We start from the raw sequence: 20,872 nt of genomic DNA on the forward strand, positions 1-20,872 counted from the left end.
GCCCTTCGTCTTTCCGAACCCCCCGAAATCGGGTACGACGGACAGGAAGCCAAGGAGGCGTCCATGTCCGCACCCACCCAGCGGCCGCCCAAGGTCACCGAGCGCGAGGCCCGGCAGGTCGCCGAGGCGGCCCGCCAGCAGGACTGGCACAAACCGAGCTTCGCCAAGGAGCTCTTCCTCGGCCGGTTCCGCCTCGACCTCATCCACCCCCACCCGCTGCCCGCCGACGAGGACGTGCGGCGCGGCGAGGCCTTCCTCGCCAAGCTCCGCGCCTTCTGCGAGACCGAGGTCGACGGCGCCCGCATCGAGCGCGAGGCCCGCATCCCCGACGAGACGATCCGCGGCCTCAAGGAGCTCGGCGCGCTCGGCATGAAGATTGACCCGAAGTACGGCGGTCTCGGCCTCACCCAGCTGTACTACAACCGGGCGCTCGCCCTCGTCGGCTCCGTCAGCCCGGCGCTCGGCGCGCTGCTCTCCGCGCACCAGTCGATCGGCGTACCGCAGCCGCTGAAGCTGTTCGGCACCCAGGAGCAGAAGGACGCCTTCCTGCCCCGGCTGGCCCGCAGCGACATCTCCGCCTTCCTGCTCACCGAGCCCGACGTCGGCTCCGACCCGGCCCGGCTCGCCACCACCGCCGTGCCCGACGGCGACGACGCCTACGTCCTGGACGGCGTGAAGCTGTGGACCACCAACGGCGTGGTCGCCGACCTGCTGGTCGTGATGGCCCGGGTGCCCGCCTCCGAGGGGCACAAGGGCGGCATCACGGCCTTCGTCGTCGAGGGCGACTCGCCCGGCATCACCGTCGAGCACCGCAACGCCTTCATGGGCCTGCGCGGCCTGGAGAACGGCGTCACCCGCTTCCACCGGGTGCGGGTCCCCGCGGCCCACCGCATCGGCCCCGAGGGCGCCGGTCTCAAGATCGCGCTCACCACCCTCAACACCGGGCGGCTCTCGCTGCCCGCCGCCTGCGCGGGCGCCGGCAAGTGGTGCCTGAAGATCGCCCGCGAGTGGGCCGCCGAGCGCGAGCAGTGGGGCAAGCCGGTCGCCCGGCACGAGGCCGTCGGCACCAAGATCTCCTTCATCGCGGCCACCGCCTTCGCCCTGGAGGCGGTTGTCGACCTCGCCTCCCAGATGGCCGACGAGGACCGCAACGACATCCGCATCGAGGCCGCCCTCGCCAAGCTGTACGGCTCCGAGATGGCCTGGAAGATCGCCGACGAGCTGGTCCAGATCCGCGGCGGCCGCGGTTACGAGACCGCCGATTCGCTCGCCGCCCGCGGCGAACGCGGCGTCCCCGCCGAGCAGTTGCTGCGCGACCTGCGGATCAACCGCATCTTCGAGGGCTCGACCGAGATCATGCACCTGCTGATCGCCCGCGAGGCCGTGGACGCCCACCTCTCCGTGGCCGGCGACCTCATCGACCCCGACAAGCCGCTCGCCGACAAGGCCAGGGCCGGCGCCCGGGCCGGCGGCTTCTACGCCCGCTGGCTGCCGAAGCTGGTCGCGGGCCAGGGCCAGCTGCCCGGCGCGTACGGAGAGTTCGGCGAGCTCGCGACCCATCTGCGCTACGTCGAGCGCACCTCCCGCAAGCTGGCCCGCTCCACCTTCTACGCGATGTCCCGGTGGCAGGGGAAGATGGAGCTCAAGCAGGCCTTCCTCGGCCGGATCGTCGACATCGGCGCCGAACTCTTCGCGATGAGCGCCGCCTGCGTCCGCGCCGAGCTGCTGCGCACCACCGGCCCGCACGGCCGCGAGGCCCGGCAGCTCGCCGACGCCTTCTGCCGTCAGTCCCGGCTGCGCACCGACGAGCTCTTCGGGCGGCTGTGGGCCAACACCGACGACCTGGACCGGCGCGTCGTCGACGGCGTCCTCGCCGGCGCGTACACCTGGCTGGAGGAGGGCATCCTCGACCCCAGCGGCGACGGCCCCTGGATCGCCGACGCCACCCCCGGCCCGACGACGAAGGACAACGTCCACCGGAAGATCACATAGCCGCCGGGCTTCCGCCGGCTTCGCCGTCCACCCAGCGGACCGGCCCGCGACCGGCCCGCCCGTCACGGCAGACTGACGGGCGTGACCGTCATCGACATTCCCGGCTCCAAGTCCGTCACCGCCCGCGCCCTGTTCCTCGCCGCAGCGGCCGAGGGCACCACCACCCTGCTCCGGCCGCTGCGCTCCGACGACAGCGAGGGCTTCGCCGAGGGCCTGAAGGCCCTCGGCTACGCCGTGCGCCAGGAGCCCGGCGCCTGGCACATCGAGGGCCGGCCCGCCGGCCCCGGGGTCGCCGAGGCCGACGTCTACTGCCGGGACGGCGCCACCACCGCCCGCTTCCTGCCCGCCCTCGCCGCCGCCGGGCACGGCACCTTCCGCTTCGACGCCTCCGCCCAGATGCGCCGCCGCCCGCTCGGCCCGCTCACCACCGCCCTGCGCGAGCTCGGCGTCGAGCTGAGGCACGGCGAGCGCGAGGGGCACCACCCGCTCACCGTCACCGGTCGCGGCATCAAGGGCGGCGCCGTCCGCCTCGACGCCGGCCAGTCCTCCCAGTACCTCACCGCGCTGCTGATGCTCGGCCCGCTCACCGCCGAGGGCCTCGCCATCACCGTCACGGACCTGGTCTCCGAGCCGTACGTGGAGATCACCCTCGCGATGATGCGCGCCTTCGGCGCCGAGATCGCCCGCGAGGACGGCGCCGACGGCCGCACCCGCACCTACACCGTCGCCCCCACCGGCTACCGCGCCACCACCTACGCGATCGAGCCGGACGCCTCCACCTCCTCGTACTTCTTCGCCGCCGCCGCCCTCGTCCCCGGCGCCGAGGTCACCGTCCCCGGCCTCGGCACCGGCGCCCTCCAGGGCGACCTGGCCTTCGTGGACGTGCTGCGCCGGATGGGCGCCGAGGTCGAGGTCACCCACGCCGCCACCACCGTCCGCTCCACCGGGCGGCTGAGCGGCCTCACCGTGAACATGCGGGACATCTCCGACACCATGCCGACCCTCGCGGCGCTCGCACCCTTCGCCGGCGGGCCGGTCCGCATCGAGGACGTCGCCAACACGCGCGTGAAGGAGTGCGACCGGCTCGACGCCTGCGCCGAGAACCTGCGCCGGCTCGGCGTCGACGTCGCCACCGGCCCCGACTGGATCGAGATCCGCCCCGGCACCCCGGCCGGACCGGTGGAGATCGCCACCCACGGCGACCACCGCATCGTGATGTCCTTCGCGGTCACCGCCCTGCGCACCCCCGGGATCACGTTCGACGACCCCGGCTGCGTCCGGAAGACCTTCCCGGACTTCCACCGGGTTTTCGGCGCCTTCACCCAGGGGCTGTGAAAGCCGCCCGGGGTTTGCGGCAAGAATGGGGGGCATGAGCGACCGCCCCTCTCCTCTCGCCGACCCGCACATCGCCTTCGACGTGTCCGAAGGACGCCGGGACATCGTCGTCCTCGGCTCCACCGGGTCCATCGGCACCCAGGCCATCGACCTGGTCCTGCGCAACCCCGACCGGTTCCGGGTCACCGCCCTCGCCGCCTCCGGCGGCCGGACCGGGCTGCTCGCCGAGCAGGCGCACCGGCTCGGGGTCCGCACGGTCGCGGTCGCCCGCGAGGACGCGGTGGCGGAGCTGCGGGACGCGCTGAAGGCGCGGTACGGCTCCGAGCCGCTCCCCGAGATCCTCGCCGGCCCCGACGCGGCCACCCAGCTCGCCGCCTCGCCCTGCCACACCGTCCTCAACGGCATCACCGGCTCCATCGGCCTCGCGCCCACCCTGGCCGCCCTGGAGGCCGGCCGGACCCTCGCGCTCGCCAACAAGGAGTCGCTGATCGTCGGCGGCCCGCTGGTGAAGGCGCTCGCCAAGCCCGGGCAGATCATCCCGGTCGACTCCGAGCACGCGGCCCTCTTCCAGGCGCTCGCCGCCGGCACCCGGGCCGACGTGCGCAAGCTGGTCGTCACCGCCTCCGGCGGCCCCTTCCGCGGCCGGACCCGCGCCGAGCTCGACGGCGTCACCCGCGAGGACGCGCTCGCCCACCCCACCTGGGCGATGGGCCCGGTCATCACCGTCAACAGCGCGACCCTGGTGAACAAGGGCCTGGAGGTCATCGAGGCCCACCTGCTCTACGACATCCCCTTCGACCGCATCGAGGTCGTCGTCCACCCGCAGTCCTACGTGCACTCCATGGTCGAGTTCACCGACGGCTCCACCCTCGCCCAGGCCACCCCGCCGGACATGCGCGGCCCCATCGCCATCGGCATCGGCTGGCCCGAGCGGGTCCCGGACGCGTCCCCCGCCTTCGACTGGACCGAGGCCTCCACCTGGGAGTTCTTCCCGCTGGACAACGAGGCCTTCCCGTCGGTGAACCTCGCCCGGCACGTCGGCGAACTCGGCGGCACCGCGCCCGCCGTGTTCAACGCCGCCAACGAGGAGTGCGTCGACGCCTTCCTCGCCGGAAAGCTGCCGTTCAACGGAATCATGGATACCGTCACCGCAGTCGTCACCGAGCACGGCACCCCCGCCCGGGGAACCTCGCTCACGGTGTCGGACGTCCTGGAAGCGGAGACCTGGGCACGCGCCCGGGCCCGGGAACTCGCGGCGAAGGCAATCGCGGAGGCGCGCGCATGACCACACTCCTGACCGTCCTCGGCATCGTGCTGTTCGCGCTGGGACTCCTCGTCTCCATCGCGTGGCACGAGCTGGGCCACCTCTCCACGGCCAAACTGTTCGGCATCCGCGTGCCGCAGTACATGGTCGGCTTCGGCCCCACCATCTGGTCGCGGAAGAAGGGCGAGACGGAGTACGGCATCAAGGCCATCCCGGCCGGCGGCTACATCCGGATGATCGGCATGTTCCCGCCCGGCAAGGACGGGCGCGTCGAGGCCCGCTCCACCTCCCCCTGGCGCTCCATGATCGAGGACGCCCGCGAGGCCTCCTTCGAGGAGCTCCAGCCCGGCGACGAGGACCGCCTCTTCTACACGCGCAAGCCGTGGAAGCGCGTCATCGTCATGTTCGCCGGGCCCTTCATGAACCTGGTGCTCGCCGTCGTGCTCTTCTTCGGCAGCGCCATGGCCATCGGCTTCGAGACCCAGACCACCAAGGTCGCCGGCGTCCAGAAGTGCGTCATCGCCCAGTCCGAGAAGCGCGAGACCTGCCGCCCCGGCGACCCGGTGTCCCCGGCCTACGCCGCCGGCCTCAAGGACGGCGACCGGATCGTCGCCTTCAACGGCACCCCGGTCGCCGACTGGAACACCCTCTCCGACCGCATCCGCGCCACCATCGGCCCGGCCACCGTCACCGTCGAGCGCGCCGGCCGGCGGATCGACCTGCACCCCACGCTGATCAAGAACGAGGTCTACGCGAAGGACGCCGACGGCCGCGTCATCCAGCCGCTGCGCACCCAGCCCGCCGGCTACCTCGGCTTCGCCTCCAAGACCGAGGTGCTGCCGCTCACCTTCGGCCAGTCCGTGGACCGCATGTCCGACCAGCTCCAGGCCGGCGTCGAGTCCGTCATCGCCCTGCCCGGCAAGATCCCCGCCCTGTGGAACGCGGCCTTCGGCGACGGCGAGCGCGAGAAGGACTCGCCCGTCGGCGTCGTCGGCGCCGCCCGGATCAGCGGCGAGCTGATGGCCATCGAGGCCCCGCCGCAGACCCGGCTGGTGTTCTTCCTCAACCTCGTCGTCATGTTCAACGTGTCGCTGTTCCTGTTCAACATGCTCCCGCTGCTCCCGCTCGACGGCGGCCACATCGCGGGCGCCCTGTGGGAGTCGATCCGCCGCCACACCGCGCGGATCTTCAAGCGGCCCGACCCCGGCCCGTTCGACGTGGCCAAACTGATGCCGGCGGCGTATGTGGTGGCGGGCGTGTTCGTCTGCTTCACCCTGCTCGTCCTCGTCGCTGACATCGTCAACCCGGTGAAGCTGACGTAGTACGCCCGCGGCCGGACACCCCCGTGGTGTCCGGCCGGCCGCCGCCGGGGCGGTAATCTCGAAGACCTGAGCCCGATGCGCCCGATGAACCACACCTTGGGGTTGTACAGCTGATGACCGCGATCTCTCTCGGTATGCCGTCCGTTCCGACCAAGCTCGCCGAACGGCGCAAGAGCCGCCAGATCCAGGTCGGATCGGTGGCCGTCGGCGGCGACGCCCCGGTGTCGGTGCAGTCCATGACCACCACCCGCACCTCCGACATCGGCGCCACGCTCCAGCAGATCGCCGAGCTCACCGCCTCCGGCTGCCAGATCGTCCGCGTGGCCTGCCCCACCCAGGACGACGCCGACGCCCTCGCGGTCATCGCGAAGAAGTCGCAGATCCCGGTCATCGCCGACATCCACTTCCAGCCGAAGTACGTCTTCGCCGCCATCGACGCCGGCTGCGCCGCGGTCCGCGTCAACCCGGGCAACATCAAGCAGTTCGACGACAAGGTCAAGGAGATCGCCAAGGCGGCCTCCGAGGCCGGCACCCCGATCCGCATCGGCGTCAACGCGGGCTCGCTCGACCGCCGCCTGCTCCAGAAGTACGGCAAGGCCACCCCCGAGGCGCTCGTCGAGTCCGCCCTCTGGGAGGCCTCCCTCTTCGAGGAGCACGGCTTCCGCGACATCAAGATCTCGGTCAAGCACAACGACCCGGTCGTGATGGTCAACGCCTACCGCCAGCTCGCCGCCCAGTGCGACTACCCGCTGCACCTCGGCGTGACCGAGGCCGGCCCCGCCTTCCAGGGCACCATCAAGTCCGCCGTCGCCTTCGGCGCCCTGCTCTCCGAGGGCATCGGCGACACCATCCGGGTCTCCCTCTCCGCCCCGCCGGTCGAGGAGATCAAGGTCGGCAACCAGATCCTCGAGTCCCTCGGCCTGCGCCCGCGCCGCCTGGAGATCGTCTCCTGCCCGTCCTGCGGCCGCGCCCAGGTCGACGTCTACAAGCTCGCCGAGGAGGTCACCGCCGGTCTGGAGGGCATGGAGGTGCCGCTCCGCGTCGCCGTCATGGGCTGCGTCGTCAACGGCCCCGGCGAGGCCCGTGAGGCCGACCTCGGCGTCGCCTCCGGCAACGGCAAGGGCCAGATCTTCGTCAAGGGCGAGGTCATCAAGACCGTCCCCGAGTCGAAGATCGTCGAGACCCTGATCGACGAGGCCATGAAGATCGCCGAGCAGATGGAGAAGGACGGCGTCGCCTCCGGCGAGCCCACCGTCTCCGTCGCCGGCTGAGCGGGCCTCCCGCCGGCCGGGAACGGCCGCCCGGCACCGGTCGAAGCCCCTCCGTCCCGGAGGGGCTTTTTCCGTACCGTCCGCACCCCCGTCACCCCCGTGTCCACCGGAATCGGGGGTACAGTGCGGGGACCAGCAGCATCCGTACGGTGAGGCCCTCGTGTTGACGCAATCATCGACGCGGGTCCTCGAACCCGCCGACCTCGGCGCCGCGCTCGCCGTCCTGGAGAGCGCCCCCGTCGAGAACGCCTTCGTCACCGCCCGCGTCCAGCTCGCCGGGCTCGACCCCTGGCGCCTGGGCGGCGAGATGTGGGGCTGGTACAGCGACGGCCGGCTCACCTCGCTGTGCTACTCCGGCGCCAACCTGGTGCCCATCTGCGCCACCCCCGAGGCCGTCCGCGCCTTCGCCGACCGGGCCCGCCGGGTCGGCCGCCGCTGCTCCTCCATCGTCGGGCCCGCCGGCCCCACCGCCGAGCTCTGGCGGCTCCTCGAACCCGGCTGGGGCCCGGCCCGCGACGTCCGCGCCCACCAGCCGCTCATGGTCGCCGACCGGCCCTCCGCCACCGTCGAGCCCGACCCGCTGGTGCGCCGGGTCCGCAAGGACGAGATGGACGTGATCATGCCCGCCTGCGTGGCCATGTTCACCGAGGAGGTCGGCGTCTCCCCGCTCGCCGGCGACGGCGGACTGCTCTACCAGGCCCGGGTCGCCGAGCTCGTCGGCTCCGGCCGCGCCTTCGCCCGCATCGAGGACGGCAAGGTCCTCTTCAAGGCCGAGATCGGCGCCGCCACCCGCCAGGCCTGCCAGATCCAGGGCGTCTGGGTCGCCCCCGAACACCGCGGCAAGGGCCTCTCCGAGACCGGCATGGCCGCCGTCCTCCAGCACGCCCTCACCGACGTCGCCCCCGTGGTCAGCCTCTACGTGAACGACTACAACACCCCCGCCCGCGCCGCGTACCGCAGGGTCGGCTTCGAAGAGGTCGGCGCCTTCATGAGCGTGCTCTTCTGACCCGGTCCGTCCGAACGGGCCTATAGGGTGCGGCGCATGAATGACACCGAGGTCGTGATCGCGCCGGTCCCTCTCGCCGAACGGGTCGACGAGGCCCTGGCCGTCCAGGCCGTCGCCTTCGGCCTCGACGCCGGCGAGGTGGCCGTCCGCCGGCACATCGTGCTGCGCCACCTCCTCAACCCCGGTGCCCTCGCCTACGGTGCCACCACCCCGGACGGGCGCCTCGTCGGCTTCGTCTACGGGATGCCCAACGACCGCGCCCACTGGTGGTCCACCGTCGTCGAGCCCTATCTGCGCGCCGACGGCCTCGACTCCTGGCTCGACGACTCCTTCGTCATCACCGAACTGCACGTCCACCCGGACTTCCAGGGCCGCGGTGTCGGCCGCGGACTGATCACCACCATCACCGACCGGTCCGACCTGCCCCGCTCGATCCTCTCCGCGATCGACACCGAGAGCCCGGCCCGCGGCCTCTACCGCTCCCTCGGCTACACCGACCTCGCCCGCCAGGTGCACTTCCCGAGCGCGCCCCGCCCGTACGCCGTCATGGGCGCCCCGCTGCCGCTCAGGCGCCGGAACTGATTTCACCGAGCAGGGGCGGCCCGGCTAACCTCAGGGCCATCAACGTCAGTCCCGGCAGGAGTACGAGAACCATGGCCAACGCACCGGTCCAGCGCATGTCCCAGTTGATGGCGAAGACGCTGCGCGACGACCCGGCGGACGCCGAGGTCCTCAGCCACAAGCTCCTGGTCCGCGCCGGATACGTGCGCCGCACCGCCGCCGGCATCTGGAGCTGGCTGCCCCTCGGCAAGAAGGTGCTCGCCAACGTCGAGCGCATCGTCCGCGAGGAGATGGACGCCATCGGCGCCCAGGAGGTCTCCCTGCCGGCGCTGCTGCCCCGCGAGCCCTACGAGGCCACCGGCCGCTGGGACGAGTACGGCGCCGAGCTGTTCCGCCTCCAGGACCGCAAGGGCGGCGACTACCTCCTCGGCCCGACCCACGAGGAGATCTTCACCCTCCTGGTCAAGGACCAGTGCTCGTCCTACAAGGACCTGCCGGTCATCCTCTACCAGATCCAGACCAAGTTCCGCGACGAGGCCCGCCCCCGGGCCGGCATCCTGCGCGGCCGCGAGTTCCTCATGAAGGACTCGTACTCCTTCGACCTGGAGGACGAGGGCCTGGCGCGGTCCTACGCGCTGCACCGCGAGGCGTACCGGCGGGTCTTCGAGCGCCTCGGCCTGGACTACCGCATCGTCGCCGCCACCGCCGGCGCCATGGGCGGCTCCAAGTCCGAGGAGTTCCTCGCCCCGGCCGAGGCCGGCGAGGACACCTTCGCCGACTGCCCGAACTGCGACTTCGCCGCGAACACGGAGGCCGTGTACCAGGCGGTGAAGCCGGTCGACGGCTCCGCCGTCCCGGCCGCCGAGGAGATCCCCACCCCGGACACCCCGACCATCGAGACGCTCGCCGCCTCGCTGGGCGTGCCCGCCTCCGCGACCCTGAAGAACCTCCTGGTGAAGGTCGACGGCGAGATCTTCGCCGTCGGCGTCCCCGGCGACCGCGAGGTCGACATGGACAAGGTCGAGGAGCACTTCGGCCCGACGGCCACCGTCGAGCTGGTGACGGAGGAGGACTTCGCCAAGCGCCCCGACCTCGTCCGCGGCTACGTCGGCCCGCAGGGCCTGGAGAAGGTCACCTACCTCGCCGACCCGCGCGTGGCCCCCGGCACCTCCTGGATCACGGGTGCCAACAAGGAGGGCACGCACGCGAAGAACGTCGTCGCGGGCCGTGACTTCGAGGTGTCCGAGTACGTCGACGTCGTGGTCGTCCAGGAGGGCGACCCGTGCCCCAAGTGCGGCACCGGCCTGAAGCTGGACCGCGCCATCGAGATCGGCCACATCTTCCAGCTGGGCCGCAAGTACGCCGACGCGCTCAAGCTCGACGTCCTCGGCCAGAACGGCAAGCCGGTCCGCGTCACCATGGGCTCGTACGGCATCGGCGTCTCCCGCGCCGTCGCCGCGCTCGCCGAGCAGACCGCCGACGAGAAGGGCCTGTGCTGGCCCGCCGAGGTCGCCCCGGCCGACGTGCACGTCGTCGCCGCCGGCAAGGCCCTGCAGACCGAGCTGGCCCTGGAGGTCTCCGACAAGCTGGCCGCGGCCGGCCTGCGGGTCCTGGTCGACGACCGGGCCGGCGTCTCCCCGGGCGTGAAGTTCACCGACTCGGAGCTCATGGGCGTCCCGAAGATCCTGGTCGCGGGCCGCCGCGCCGGCGAGGGCGTCCTGGAGCTGAAGGACCGCCGCACCGGCGAGCGCGAGGAGCTCACGGTCGACGAGGCGATCGCCCGCCTCTCGGCGTGACGACAGGCGCGAAGGGGGCGGGTCCGTGCCGGGCCCGCCCCCTTCGGCGTACGGCCGCGCCTTGCCCCGTACGGCTCAGGAGCCGTCCTCCTCCCGGGGCGCCGGGTCCACCGACGCGCCCGTCAGGTCCTCGATGGCGTCCATCGCGTCGCCGCGGCCCACCAGATAGGCTTCCGGACGCGAGGGCCCGGCCGACGGCGGCTCCGCGATCTCCGGCGGCACCGGGGGAGGCCCGGCCACCAGCGGCGCGTCCGGCGCGGCCACCGGCGGCGACGGACGGCCCGCCGTCTCCGACAGCGGCGCGCGCTCCAGGAAGCGCAGCAGCTCCACCGGGATCGGCAGCACCAGCGTCGAGTTCTTCTCGGCCGCCACCGCCATCACCGTCTGGAGCAGCCGCAGCTGCAACGCCGAGGGCGTGTCCGCCATCTGGCGGGCCGCCTCCGCGAGCTTCTTCGAGGCCTGCAGCTCCGCGTCCGCGTTGATCAGCCGGGCCCTGCGCTCCCGGTCCGCCTCGGCCTGCCGGGCCATCGAGCGCTTCATCGTCTCCGGCAGCGACACGTCCTTGATCTCGACCCGGTCGATCTGCACGCCCCAGCCGATGGCGGGGGAGTCCAGCATCAGCTCCAGGCCCTGGTTGAGCTTCTCGCGGTTCGACAGCAGGTCGTCCAGGTCGCTCTTGCCGATGATCGACCGCAGCGAGGTCTGCGCCATCTGCGAGACGGCGAACTTGTAGTCCTCCACCCGCACCAGCGCCTCGGCCGCGTCCACCACCTTGAAGTAGACCACCGCGTCCACCCGCACCGTCACGTTGTCCCGGGTGATGCCCTCCTGGGCCGGCACCGGCATCGTGACGATCTGCATGTTCACCTTGTGCAGCCGGTCCACGCCCGGAACGATCATGGTGAAGCCGGGCTGGCGCACGCCGTCGAGCAGCCGGCCGAAGCGGAACACCACCCCGCGCTCGTACTGCTTCACGACCCGGGCCGCCGCACCGGCGTACACGGCCACGGCCGCGCCCGCGCCGACGGCCGCCATCAGGATTTCCTGCATCATCACGGCCCCCTCAAAGGGATACAGAAAGGGTATTCCCCGCAAAGGGGCCGCGACTCACAGCCAGCCGGCGAACTCCAGGAGCAGCTCCGCGTCCGTCCGGCGGCCCGCCGCCAGCGCGCGGGTCGCCGACTCGACCGCGCGGAACAGCGTCCAGCCGCGCAGCCGCTCCCGGTCCAGCTCCAGCGAGTCGGCCAGCTTGTTCACCCGCCGCCGGGCCGCCGAGGCGCCCGCCGAGGCCGCCACCAGGTCCTCCACCCGGTCCCGGACCAGCCGCGCCAGGTCGTAGGCCCGCTCGCCGACCAGCGGCTCCGGCCCGACCGCCAGCCACGGCGCCCGGTCGCCGGCGAGCACCTTGCCCTGCCGGAACTGCCCGTGCAGCAGCAGCGCCTCCACCGGCGAGGCCAGCAGCTCGGTACGGGCCTCCAGGGCGGCCGCCACCAGCGCGCCCGCCTCCGGGTCGGCCCGGTGCGCCTCCATCGGCGCGGACTGCCGCGCGGTGCGCTCGGCCACCGACTCGAAGCCGTGCCCGGCCGGGGGCTCCACCCACAGCCGGCGCACCGTTCCGGCCGCCTCCAGGAGCGCCTTCGCCTCCGGCAGCGAGCGCAGCGAGACCTCCGGGTGCAGCCGCTCCAGGAGCAGCGCGCCCGGTGCCGGCTCGCCCAGGAGCCGGGCGGCGCCCCAGCCGTTCCAGTGCGCGAGCGCGTCCCGCTCCAGATCGGGCCGGGCGAAGGAGGGCGCGAGCTTCACGACGCCGTCGGGCACCAGCACGACGAGGCTGCTGCGCCCGCCCGGGGCCATCACGCGTTCGGCGGCCAGACCCGACCGGTCCAGGGTGTCCCGGGCGAGCTCGGGAAGCGCCTCCAGCCACCCGGCCGCGGCAGCGTCCCCGTACGTCTCGCCGAGAGCCCGCACCAGTCGCTGCGGCGGTTCGAAACCCATGCGTGCGTTGATTCCTTCGTCTCCTGCGGTGCCCGAGGGCCGGCCCGGCCGGGTTCAGGACCCGACCCGAGCCCGCTCCGCGAGCCCAGGAAAGGTTACGTCGCTGCCCCGCCAGCGGACCGCGCGCACCGCCGCCTCGCGCAGCGCGGCCGCCGCCTCACGGCGCAGCGGCCCGTCGGCGGAGCGCACCAGATCGGAGTAGACGCCCGCCACCCGGTCCTCCAGGTGGGCGGCGAGCCGGACGGCGGCGGCCGGGTCCGGCACCTCGAAGGGCAGGGCGTAGCCGGCGGCCGCGGCGACCGGCTCGCCGCCCAGGTCGCGCACGGTGCGCCGGAGCGCGTCCCGGCGGGCCCGGTGGGCCTCGTGGGCGGCCCGGGCCTCGGCCCGGCGGTCGGCGCCGGCCCGGGCGCCGACGACCCCGTAGCCGTACACGGCGGCGTGCTCGGCGGCCAGCGCGGCCTGGGCGGCATCGAGCGCCGTCATCCGCGGCCCCCTTCGGTGAGCAGATAGGCGTGGGCGGCGCCGGCGGCGGCGACGGAGGCGAGCAGCCGGGCGTACTCGGGCGGGGCGGTGAGGAGTGCGGCCGTGTGGGTGTCGGCCGTCGCCCGGACGGCGGCGGTGAGCTCCTTGAGCGCGGCGGCCGGGTCGGCGGGCACCCGGACGGGCGCCGGCGACCGGGTGGGGGAGGGCGGGGCGGTCGGGGAGCCGGTGCCGGAGGGGCCGGGGGCCGGGGCCGGGACGCCCTCGGCGAGGGCGGCCGCGTGGGCCGCCGCCGAGGCACGCAGCGGCGCGAGCCGGGGCGCGAGCGCGGGGTGGGCGGCGATGACGGCGTCGTACCGGGTCACCAGGTCACGGCCGGCGGCCGCGGAACGGCGGCGCAGGGCCGCCTCGGCGGCGGCCGCGCGCGCGGCGGCGTCCGGCTTCCGTGGCCCGCCGCCGGTGTCCTCGGACGTGCAGCCGGCCAGTGCGGCCGCCGCGCCCGCGGCTCCGGCGCCCAGGAGCGCGCGCCTGCCCAGGGTCGTCACGCTTCTCCTCCTCGATGTGCCTCGGTGGCTCGGTGGCTCGTGCCGTGTCTCTTCGTGTCTCTTCGTGTCTCTTCGCGTCTCGTGGTGTTCGAAAAGCTTCGAAGATCGCCGCAGGCGAGCGTACCCGCGGTGCCCGGCCGTGTGGACGGCAACACCCTCCGGGACCGGATACCCTTTGATCTGACACGCGACGAACCCACAACAGCACACGCGGCCGAGGAGTCACCCGGATGAGCACCACCCAGAACGAACGGCTGCGCGGTCTTCTGGAGCCGCTCGTTCACGCGAAGGACCTCGACCTCGAGGAGATCGAGCTGTCCCGGGCCGGCCGCCGCGGACTGCTGAGGGTGATCGTCGACTCCGACCAGGGCGTCGAGCTGGACGCCTGCGCGGAGCTGAGCCGCGTCATCTCCGAGAAGCTCGACGAGACGGACGTCATGGGCGAGGGCGAGTACGTCCTCGAGGTCAGCTCCCCGGGCGCGGACCGCCCCCTCACCGAATCCCGCCACTACGTGCGCGCCACCGGCCGGCTGGTCAAGCTCCAGCTGACCCCCGAGGCCGGCGGCGGCGAGCTGGTCACCCGGATCCTCGCCGTGGACGAGTCGGGTCTGGACACCGAGGTGCCGGGCGTGAAGGGCCGCAAGGCCACCGCCCGCCGGGTCGAGTTCGCCGAGATCGCGAAGGCGCGTGTCGAGATCGAGTTCAACCGCAAGGACAAGAAGGAAGAGGAGGCGTAGCCGTGGACATCGACGTGAAGCTCCTGAAGGGCTTGGCACAGGAGAAGGAAATCTCCTTCGAGATGCTGGTCGAGGCGATCGAGTCGGCCCTCCTCATCGCCTACCACCGGGTCCCCGGCGCCCGTCGCCACGCGCGCGTGGAGCTGGACCGGCACACCGGTCACGTGACGGTGTGGGCGAAGGAAGACCCCGCCGACCTGGAGGAGGGGCAGCAGCCCAAGGAGTTCGACGACACCCCGTCGGACTTCGGCCGGATCGCCGCGAGCACCGCCCGCCAGGTCATCCAGCAGCGGCTGCGGGACGCCGAGAACGACGTCACCTTCGGCGAGTACGCGCGTCGCGAGGGCGACATCGTGGCCGGCCAGGTGCAGCAGGGCAAGGACCCGAAGAACGTCCTCGTCAAGCTGGACGACAAGCTGGAGGCCATCCTTCCGGTGCAGGAGCAGGTGCCGGGCGAGGACTACACGCACGGTCTGCGGCTGCGCACCTACGTCGTGCGGGTGGCGAAGGGCGTGCGCGGTCCGTCCGTCACCCTTTCGCGCACCCACCCCAATCTGGTGAAGAAGCTGTTCGCCCTGGAGGTGCCGGAGATCGCCGACGGTTCCGTCGAGATCGCCGCCATCGCCCGCGAGGCCGGTCACCGCACCAAGATCGCGGTCCGTTCCACCCGTTCGGGCCTGAACGCCAAGGGCGCCTGCATCGGCCCCATGGGCAGCCGGGTGCGCAACGTGATGGCCGAGCTGCTGGGCGAGAAGATCGACATTGTGGACTGGTCGGACGACCCGGCCGAGCTCGTGGCCAACGCGCTCTCCCCGGCCCGGGTCTCCAAGGTCGAGATCGTGGACCTCGCCGCCCGGTCGGCCCGGGTGACGGTGCCCGACTACCAGCTGTCGCTGGCGATCGGCAAGGAGGGCCAGAACGCCCGCCTCGCCGCGCGCCTGACCGGCTGGCGGATCGACATCCGCCCGGACACCGAGCAGCAGGGCGAGCCCGCCGCCCAGTAGCACGGCTGCCCGGTCCCGTACCGGCACTGATCCTTTTTGGCCAACGACTGTTCGATTTTTGCCCCAAACGGGTGAGGTCGGTACGGGGAGGTAGACTTAACGTGTCTGGCCGGACGCATGCCCGCGCATGCCCTGAGCGAACCTGTGTGGGATGCCGGGAGCGAGCGGCCAAGCACGAGCTGCTGCGGATCGTGGTGAATAAGGACGAGTGCGTCCCCGATCATCGCGGTACGCTGCCCGGCCGGGGTGCGTACCTGCACCCCGCCTCGGTCTGTTTCGACCTGGCGGTGCGCCGCCGGGCGTTCCCACGGGCCTTTCGGGTCCAGGGTCCGCTCGACACGGCGTCGCTTCGCGCACATGTCGAGCAGGCCGCACCGTAGAGAAGTACGGCACAAAAGATGTACGGCACGGAACCCCGTGCGGTCAGGTACCTCGCGAGTCGGAAGTAGGTCGAGATTGCGATGAGCACTCGATGAGTACGCGATGAGTACGCCCATGAAGTAGCGACGGTCCGGCGGTAACCGGACCTCAAAGGAGCGAAGTGGCTAAGGTCCGGGTATACGAACTCGCCAAGGAGTTCGGTGTGGAGAGCAAGGTCGTCATGGCCAAGCTCCAAGAACTCGGTGAATTCGTCCGTTCGGCGTCCTCGACGATCGAGGCGCCGGTCGTGCGCAAGTTGACTGACGCTTTGCAGGGTCCCGGCGGTGGCGCCGGCAAGACCTCTGCCAAGCCCGGCGCGCCCCGCAAGGCGGCGCCCTCCCCCAAGCCCGCGGCGCCGTCTCCGGCCGCCGCGGCCCGTCCCGCTGCCCCCAAGCCCGGCGCCCCGGCCCCCAAGCCGGCCCCCGCCGCGCCTGCGGCCCCGGCCACCCCGGCCGCGCCCGCGAGCAGCACCCCGTCCCCGGCTCCGGCCGCGTCCGGCCCCCGCCCGGGCCCGAAGCCCGCGCCCAAGCCGGCTCCGGCCGCCCCGGCCCCGGCCGCCCCGGAGTTCACCGCGCCCCCGTCGGCCCCGGCCGCCGGTCAGCGCCCCGGTGGCGCCACCCCCGGCCCGCGTCCGACCTCGGCCCGTCCGGGTCAGCAGGCGCCGCGTCCGGGTCAGCAGGCCCCCCGTCCCGGTGGCCAGCAGGCCCCGCGTCCGGGTGCCCGTCCGGCCGGTCCGCGTCCGGGCAACAACCCCTTCACGTCCGGTGGCTCCACCGGCATGGCGCGCCCGCAGGCTCCCCGCCCGCAGGGCGGCGCGCCGCGTCCCGGCGGCCCCGGTGCCCCCGGCGGCGCCCCGCGTCCGCAGGGTCCGGGCGGCGTTCCCGGCACCCCGCGTCCCCAGGGCGGCGCTCCGCGCCCGACCCCGGGTGGCATGCCCCGTCCGCAGGCCCCGCGTCCCGGCGGCGGCCCCGGCGGCAACCGTCCGAACCCGGGCATGATGCCGCAGCGTCCCGCTGCCGGCCCGCGTCCCGGCCCCGGCGGCCGTGGCCCGGGTGGCCCCGGCGGTCGTCCCGGCGGTCCGGGCGGGCGTCCCGGCGGCGGCTTCGCCGGCCGTCCCGGTGGTCCCGGTGGCGGTGGCGGCGGCTTCGCCGGCCGTCCCGGCGGTCCGGGTGGCGGCGGCGGTCGTCCCGGTGGTCCCGGTGGCGGTGGCGGCGGCTTCGGCGGTCGTCCCGGCGGCTTCGGCGGCCGTCCCGGCGGCCCGGGTGGCCGTGGTGGCACGCAGGGCGCCTTCGGTCGTCCCGGCGGTCCCGCGCGTCGCGGTCGCAAGTCGAAGCGGCAGAGGCGCCAGGAGTACGAGGCCATGCAGGCCCCGTCCGTGGGCGGCGTGATGCTGCCTCGCGGCAACGGCGAGACCATTCGCCTGTCGCGCGGTGCGTCCCTCACCGACTTCGCGGAGAAGATCAACGCCAACCCGGCGTCGCTCGTCGCGGTCATGATGAACCTCGGCGAGATGGTCACGGCCACGCAGTCCGTCTCCGACGAGACGCTGCAGCTCCTCGGCGACGAGATGAACTACACGGTTCAGATCGTCTCCCCCGAGGAGGAGGACCGTGAGCTGCTCGAGTCCTTCGACCTCGAGTTCGGCGAGAACGAGGGCGGCGAAGAGGCCCTCGTGTCCCGTCCGCCGGTCGTGACCGTCATGGGTCACGTCGACCACGGAAAGACCCGACTCCTCGACGCGATCCGCAAGACCAACGTGGTCGCGGGCGAGGCCGGTGGCATCACCCAGCACATCGGTGCCTACCAGGTCGGCACCGAGGTCAACGGCGAGGACCGCCGGATCACCTTCATCGACACCCCGGGTCACGAGGCGTTCACCGCCATGCGTGCCCGCGGTGCGAAGTCGACCGACATCGCGATCCTCGTGGTCGCGGCCAACGACGGCGTCATGCCGCAGACGATCGAGGCGCTCAACCACGCCAAGGCCGCCGGCGTCCCGATCGTCGTCGCGGTCAACAAGATCGACGTCGAGGGCGCGGACCCGGTCAAGGTGCGCGGTCAGCTCACCGAGTTCGGTCTGGTCGCGGAGGAGTACGGCGGCGACACGATGTTCGTCGACATCTCCGCCAAGCAGGGCCTCAACATCGACAAGCTGCTCGAGGCCGTCGTCCTGACCGCCGACGCCACGCTCGACCTCCGGGCCAACCCGGACCAGGACGCGCAGGGCATCGCGATCGAGTCCCACCTCGACCGCGGCCGCGGTGCGGTCTCGACCGTCCTCGTCCAGCGAGGCACCCTGCGCATCGGCGACACGATGGTCGTCGGCGACGCGTACGGCCGTGTCCGCGCGATGCTCGACGACAAGGGCAACAACGTCGAGGAGGCGACCCCGTCGACTCCGGTCCTGGTCCTGGGTCTCACCAACGTCCCGGGCGCCGGCGACAACTTCCTCGTCGTCGACGAGGACCGCACGGCCCGCCAGATCGCCGAGAAGCGCGCCGCGCGCGAGCGCAACGCCGCTTTCGCCAAGCGCGTCCGCCGGGTGTCCCTCGAGGACCTCGACAAGGTGCTCAAGGCCGGTCAGGTCCAGGAACTCAACCTCATCATCAAGGGCGACGCGTCCGGTGCGGTCGAGGCCCTGGAGTCCTCCCTGCTCCAGCTCGACGTCGGCGAGGAGGTCGACATCCGCGTGCTGCACCGCGGCGTGGGTGCGGTCACCGAGTCGGACATCGACCTGGCCATGGGCTCGGACGCCATCGTCATCGGCTACAACGTCCGCGCGGCCGGCCGTGCCGCGCAGATGGCGGAGCGCGAGGGCGTCGACGTCCGGTACTACTCGGTCATCTACCAGGCGATCGAGGAGATCGAGGCGGCGCTCAAGGGCCTCCTCAAGCCGGAGTACGAAGAGGTCGAGCTCGGTACGGCGGAGATCCGCGAGGTCTTCCGCTCGTCCAAGCTGGGCAACATCGCCGGTGTCCTCATCCGCTCGGGCGAGGTGCGACGCAACACCAAGGCGCGCCTCATCCGCGACGGCAAGGTCGTCGCGGAGAACCTCAACATCGAGGGCCTGCGTCGCTTCAAGGACGACGTCACCGAGATCCGCGAGGGCTTCGAGGGTGGTATCAACCTCGGAAACTTCAACGACATCAAGGTCGACGACGTCATCGCGACGTACGAGATGCGCGAGAAGCCGCGCGCGTAACGCGGCCAGCTGCGCCCGGGGCCGGTCGGCGGAAGTATTTCCGTCGATCGGCCCCGGCCGTTGCGTGTACGGTTTTGATGTTCCCCCGCCGGGCGTCGGTCCGGCGGGACGTCGAACCCGAACCGGCGGGACATCCGGCACCGCATGTACGTGGGGACTCTGTCCTTCGATCTGCTCCTCGGCGACGTTCATTCGTTGAAGGAGAAACGCTCCGTCGTCCGGCCCATCGTCGCCGAGCTCCAGCGCAAGTTCTCCGTGAGCGCGGCCGAGACCGGCGACCAGGACCTCCACCGCAGGGCCCGTGTCGGGGTCGCGCTGGTGTCCGGGGACGCGGGGTTCGTGTCGGACGTGCTGGACCGCTGCGAGCGGCTGGTCGCGGCCCGGCCCGAGGTGGAGCTGCTGTCGGTGCGACGCAGGCTCCACACTGATGAAGACTGAATGAGCAAGGCAAAGAAGGAGACGGACCAGTGGCCGACAACGCGCGGGCGAAGAAGCTGGCGGACCTCATCCGGGAGGTGGTCGCCGAGAAGCTGCAGCGCGGCATCAAGGACCCGCGCCTGGGTACGCACGTGACCATCACGGACACCCGCGTCACCGGTGACCTGCGGGAGGCCACGGTCTTCTACACGGTCTACGGCGACGAGGAGGAGCGCGCGAGCGCCGCCGCCGGCCTGGAGAGCGCCAAGGGCATCCTGCGGTCCGCCGTCGGCAAGGCAGCGGGCACCAAGTTCACCCCGACGCTCACCTTCGTGGCCGACGCCCTCCCGGAGAACGCCCGGACCATCGAGGACCTCCTCGACAAGGCGCGGGCCTCCGACGCCCAGGTGCGGCAGGCGTCCTCCGGCGCCACCTTCGCCGGTGACGCCGACCCGTACAAGAAGCAGGGCGAGGACGAAGCCGCCGAATGAGTACAGGAAAGACGCCCGATGGTCTTGTCGTCGTCGACAAGCCGTCGGGCTTCACTTCGCACGACGTCGTGGCCAAGATGCGGGGGATCGCCAAGACCCGCCGCGTCGGCCACGCCGGCACGCTCGACCCCATGGCCACGGGCGTCCTCGTCCTCGGCGTGGAGCGGGCGACCAAGCTGCTCGGTCACCTCGCGCTGACCGAGAAGGAGTACCTGGGCACCATCCGCCTGGGCCAGACCACCGTCACGGACGACGCCGAGGGCGAGATCACGGCGTCGGTCGACGCGTCGAAGGTCACCCGCGAGCAGATCGACGCGGGCGTGGCCGAGCTCACCGGCGACATCATGCAGGTGCCGTCGAAGGTCTCCGCCATCAAGATCGACGGCAAGCGGTCCTACGCGCGCGTGCGCGGCGGCGAGGAGTTCGAGATCCCGGCCCGTCCGGTGACCGTCTCCTCCTTCCGGGTGTACGACGTGCGCGAGGCCGAGGCGGAGGACGGCACCCCGGTCCTCGACCTGGTCGTCTCCGTGGTCTGCTCCTCCGGTACGTACATCCGGGCGCTCGCCCGGGACCTGGGCGCCGGACTCGGCGTGGGCGGCCACCTGACCGCGCTGCGCCGCACCCGGGTCGGCCCGTACAAGCTGGACAGCGCCCGCACCCTGGACCAGCTCCAGGAGGAGCTGACCGTGATGCCGGTCGCCGAGGCCGCCGCGGCGGCGTTCCCGCGCTGGGACGTCGACGAGAAGCGCGCCCGGCTGCTGCTCAACGGCGTGCGCCTGGAGATGCCCGAGTACCCCAAGGGCCCGGTCGCGGTCTTCGGGCCGGACGGGAAGCTGCTCGCGCTCGTCGAGGAGCAGCGGGGCAAGGCCAAGAGCCTGGCCGTCTTCGGCTGAGCCGCCCGGAAAACGGCGGTGGGGGGGGGGCCCCCCCGGGGGGCCCCCCCCCCCCCGGGCGCCCCCCCCCGGCCCCGGGCCCCCCCCCCCCCCCCGGGGGGGGGGGGGGGGGGGCCCCCCCCCCCCCCCCCCCCGGCCCCGCCC

At 72.8% G+C, this 20,872-nt stretch carries 19 protein-coding genes; 15 read left to right on the forward strand and 4 right to left on the reverse strand.

Annotation, left to right across the window (positions count from 1 at the left end):
- Nucleotides 1–63 precede the first annotated feature (63 nt).
- From ACIGW2_RS07025 to ACIGW2_RS07060, 8 genes are all read left to right on the forward strand, one after another.
- Nucleotides 64–1,992 (forward strand): acyl-CoA dehydrogenase family protein, encoded by a 1,929-nt coding sequence (locus ACIGW2_RS07025; RefSeq protein WP_399841596.1) that lies wholly within the window; start codon nt 64–66, stop codon nt 1,990–1,992.
- 81 nt (nt 1,993–2,073) lie between these two features.
- Entirely contained in the window at nt 2,074–3,327 is a 1,254-nt protein-coding gene (gene aroA, locus ACIGW2_RS07030) for a 3-phosphoshikimate 1-carboxyvinyltransferase (RefSeq protein WP_399841599.1), read from the forward strand.
- Nucleotides 3,328–3,361: 34 nt separating this feature from the next.
- Nucleotides 3,362–4,612, forward strand: a complete 1,251-nt coding sequence (gene dxr, locus ACIGW2_RS07035) for a 1-deoxy-D-xylulose-5-phosphate reductoisomerase (RefSeq protein WP_399841602.1) — start codon at nt 3,362–3,364, stop codon at nt 4,610–4,612.
- The gene (locus ACIGW2_RS07040; RefSeq protein WP_391652726.1) at nt 4,609–5,913 is read left to right on the forward strand and encodes a M50 family metallopeptidase; all 1,305 of its coding nucleotides are present in this window, start codon (nt 4,609–4,611) and stop codon (nt 5,911–5,913) included. Before dxr ends, ACIGW2_RS07040 begins: the two co-directional genes overlap by 4 nt.
- 113 nt (nt 5,914–6,026) lie before the next feature.
- Nucleotides 6,027–7,184 carry a flavodoxin-dependent (E)-4-hydroxy-3-methylbut-2-enyl-diphosphate synthase gene (ispG, locus tag ACIGW2_RS07045; RefSeq protein WP_361586120.1) on the forward strand — a complete coding sequence of 386 codons (1,158 nt, stop codon included), beginning with the start codon at nt 6,027–6,029 and terminating at the stop codon, nt 7,182–7,184.
- A gap of 160 nt (nt 7,185–7,344) precedes the next feature.
- A complete protein-coding gene (locus tag ACIGW2_RS07050) occupies nt 7,345–8,190 on the forward strand; it encodes a GNAT family N-acetyltransferase (protein WP_361586117.1) in 846 nt (281 codons plus the stop codon).
- Between the two features lie 36 nt (nt 8,191–8,226).
- Nucleotides 8,227–8,772 carry a GNAT family N-acetyltransferase gene (locus ACIGW2_RS07055; protein WP_361586114.1) on the forward strand — a complete coding sequence of 182 codons (546 nt, stop codon included), beginning with the start codon at nt 8,227–8,229 and terminating at the stop codon, nt 8,770–8,772.
- A gap of 71 nt (nt 8,773–8,843) precedes the next feature.
- A complete protein-coding gene (locus tag ACIGW2_RS07060) occupies nt 8,844–10,547 on the forward strand; it encodes a proline--tRNA ligase (protein ID WP_391652727.1) in 1,704 nt (567 codons plus the stop codon).
- 75 nt (nt 10,548–10,622) lie between these two features.
- Here ACIGW2_RS07060 and ACIGW2_RS07065 read toward each other — a convergent pair whose 3' ends face one another.
- The 4 genes from ACIGW2_RS07065 to ACIGW2_RS07080 are packed head-to-tail and all read right to left on the reverse strand — an operon-like array spanning nt 10,623 to nt 13,564.
- Nucleotides 10,623–11,600 carry an SPFH domain-containing protein gene (locus ACIGW2_RS07065; protein ID WP_399841608.1) on the reverse strand — a complete coding sequence of 326 codons (978 nt, stop codon included), beginning with the start codon at nt 11,598–11,600 and terminating at the stop codon, nt 10,623–10,625.
- A 54-nt stretch (nt 11,601–11,654) separates the two neighbouring features.
- Nucleotides 11,655–12,539 carry an aminoglycoside phosphotransferase family protein gene (locus ACIGW2_RS07070; protein WP_399841611.1) on the reverse strand — a complete coding sequence of 295 codons (885 nt, stop codon included), beginning with the start codon at nt 12,537–12,539 and terminating at the stop codon, nt 11,655–11,657.
- 54 nt (nt 12,540–12,593) lie between these two features.
- Nucleotides 12,594–13,022 (reverse strand): ferritin-like domain-containing protein, encoded by a 429-nt coding sequence (locus ACIGW2_RS07075; protein WP_361586105.1) that lies wholly within the window; start codon nt 13,020–13,022, stop codon nt 12,594–12,596.
- A complete protein-coding gene (locus ACIGW2_RS07080) occupies nt 13,019–13,564 on the reverse strand; it encodes a hypothetical protein (RefSeq protein ID WP_399841612.1) in 546 nt (181 codons plus the stop codon). Before ACIGW2_RS07080 ends, ACIGW2_RS07075 begins: the two co-directional genes overlap by 4 nt.
- 230 nt (nt 13,565–13,794) lie before the next feature.
- Between ACIGW2_RS07080 and rimP the strand changes: the two genes are divergently transcribed.
- From rimP to truB, 7 genes are all read left to right on the forward strand, one after another.
- Nucleotides 13,795–14,301, forward strand: a complete 507-nt coding sequence (gene rimP / locus ACIGW2_RS07085; protein ID WP_399841614.1) for a ribosome maturation factor RimP — start codon at nt 13,795–13,797, stop codon at nt 14,299–14,301.
- A 2-nt stretch (nt 14,302–14,303) separates the two neighbouring features.
- A complete protein-coding gene (gene nusA, locus ACIGW2_RS07090) occupies nt 14,304–15,305 on the forward strand; it encodes a transcription termination factor NusA (RefSeq protein WP_356076758.1) in 1,002 nt (333 codons plus the stop codon).
- Nucleotides 15,306–15,406: 101 nt separating this feature from the next.
- Nucleotides 15,407–15,685, forward strand: coding sequence for a YlxR family protein (locus tag ACIGW2_RS07095; protein WP_356076756.1), 279 nt, complete (start codon nt 15,407–15,409; stop codon nt 15,683–15,685).
- 161 nt (nt 15,686–15,846) lie between these two features.
- Nucleotides 15,847–18,927 (forward strand): translation initiation factor IF-2, encoded by a 3,081-nt coding sequence (infB, locus tag ACIGW2_RS07100; RefSeq protein WP_399841618.1) that lies wholly within the window; start codon nt 15,847–15,849, stop codon nt 18,925–18,927.
- A gap of 144 nt (nt 18,928–19,071) precedes the next feature.
- The gene (locus ACIGW2_RS07105) at nt 19,072–19,365 is read left to right on the forward strand and encodes a DUF503 domain-containing protein (protein WP_361586092.1); all 294 of its coding nucleotides are present in this window, start codon (nt 19,072–19,074) and stop codon (nt 19,363–19,365) included.
- A gap of 29 nt (nt 19,366–19,394) precedes the next feature.
- Entirely contained in the window at nt 19,395–19,835 is a 441-nt protein-coding gene (gene rbfA, locus ACIGW2_RS07110) for a 30S ribosome-binding factor RbfA (protein WP_356076749.1), read from the forward strand.
- Nucleotides 19,832–20,728, forward strand: a complete 897-nt coding sequence (gene truB, locus ACIGW2_RS07115) for a tRNA pseudouridine(55) synthase TruB (protein WP_399841623.1) — start codon at nt 19,832–19,834, stop codon at nt 20,726–20,728. The genes rbfA and truB overlap by 4 nt, the downstream gene beginning before the upstream one ends.
- Nucleotides 20,729–20,872: the final 144 nt, after the last annotated feature.

Source organism: Streptomyces sp. NPDC053541 (assembly GCF_044544705.1).
Taxonomy (GTDB): Bacteria; Actinomycetota; Actinomycetes; order Streptomycetales; family Streptomycetaceae; genus Streptomyces.

Bases quoted from the DNA above. Each gene is read 5' to 3' on its own strand.
- ACIGW2_RS07025 (WP_399841596.1), top strand. From the start codon at position 64: ATGTCCGCACCCACCCAGCGGCCGCCCAAGGTCACCGAGCGCGAGGCC.
- dxr (WP_399841602.1), top strand. From the start codon at position 3,362: ATGAGCGACCGCCCCTCTCCTCTCGCCGACCCGCACATCGCCTTCGAC.
- ACIGW2_RS07040 (WP_391652726.1), top strand. From the start codon at position 4,609: ATGACCACACTCCTGACCGTCCTCGGCATCGTGCTGTTCGCGCTGGGA.
- ispG (WP_361586120.1), top strand. From the start codon at position 6,027: ATGACCGCGATCTCTCTCGGTATGCCGTCCGTTCCGACCAAGCTCGCC.
- ACIGW2_RS07055 (WP_361586114.1), top strand. From the start codon at position 8,227: ATGAATGACACCGAGGTCGTGATCGCGCCGGTCCCTCTCGCCGAACGG.
- ACIGW2_RS07060 (WP_391652727.1), top strand. From the start codon at position 8,844: ATGGCCAACGCACCGGTCCAGCGCATGTCCCAGTTGATGGCGAAGACG.
- ACIGW2_RS07065 (WP_399841608.1), bottom strand. From the start codon at position 11,600: ATGATGCAGGAAATCCTGATGGCGGCCGTCGGCGCGGGCGCGGCCGTG.
- ACIGW2_RS07070 (WP_399841611.1), bottom strand. From the start codon at position 12,539: ATGGGTTTCGAACCGCCGCAGCGACTGGTGCGGGCTCTCGGCGAGACG.
- ACIGW2_RS07075 (WP_361586105.1), bottom strand. From the start codon at position 13,022: ATGACGGCGCTCGATGCCGCCCAGGCCGCGCTGGCCGCCGAGCACGCC.
- rimP (WP_399841614.1), top strand. From the start codon at position 13,795: ATGAGCACCACCCAGAACGAACGGCTGCGCGGTCTTCTGGAGCCGCTC.
- ACIGW2_RS07105 (WP_361586092.1), top strand. From the start codon at position 19,072: ATGTACGTGGGGACTCTGTCCTTCGATCTGCTCCTCGGCGACGTTCAT.
- truB (WP_399841623.1), top strand. From the start codon at position 19,832: ATGAGTACAGGAAAGACGCCCGATGGTCTTGTCGTCGTCGACAAGCCG.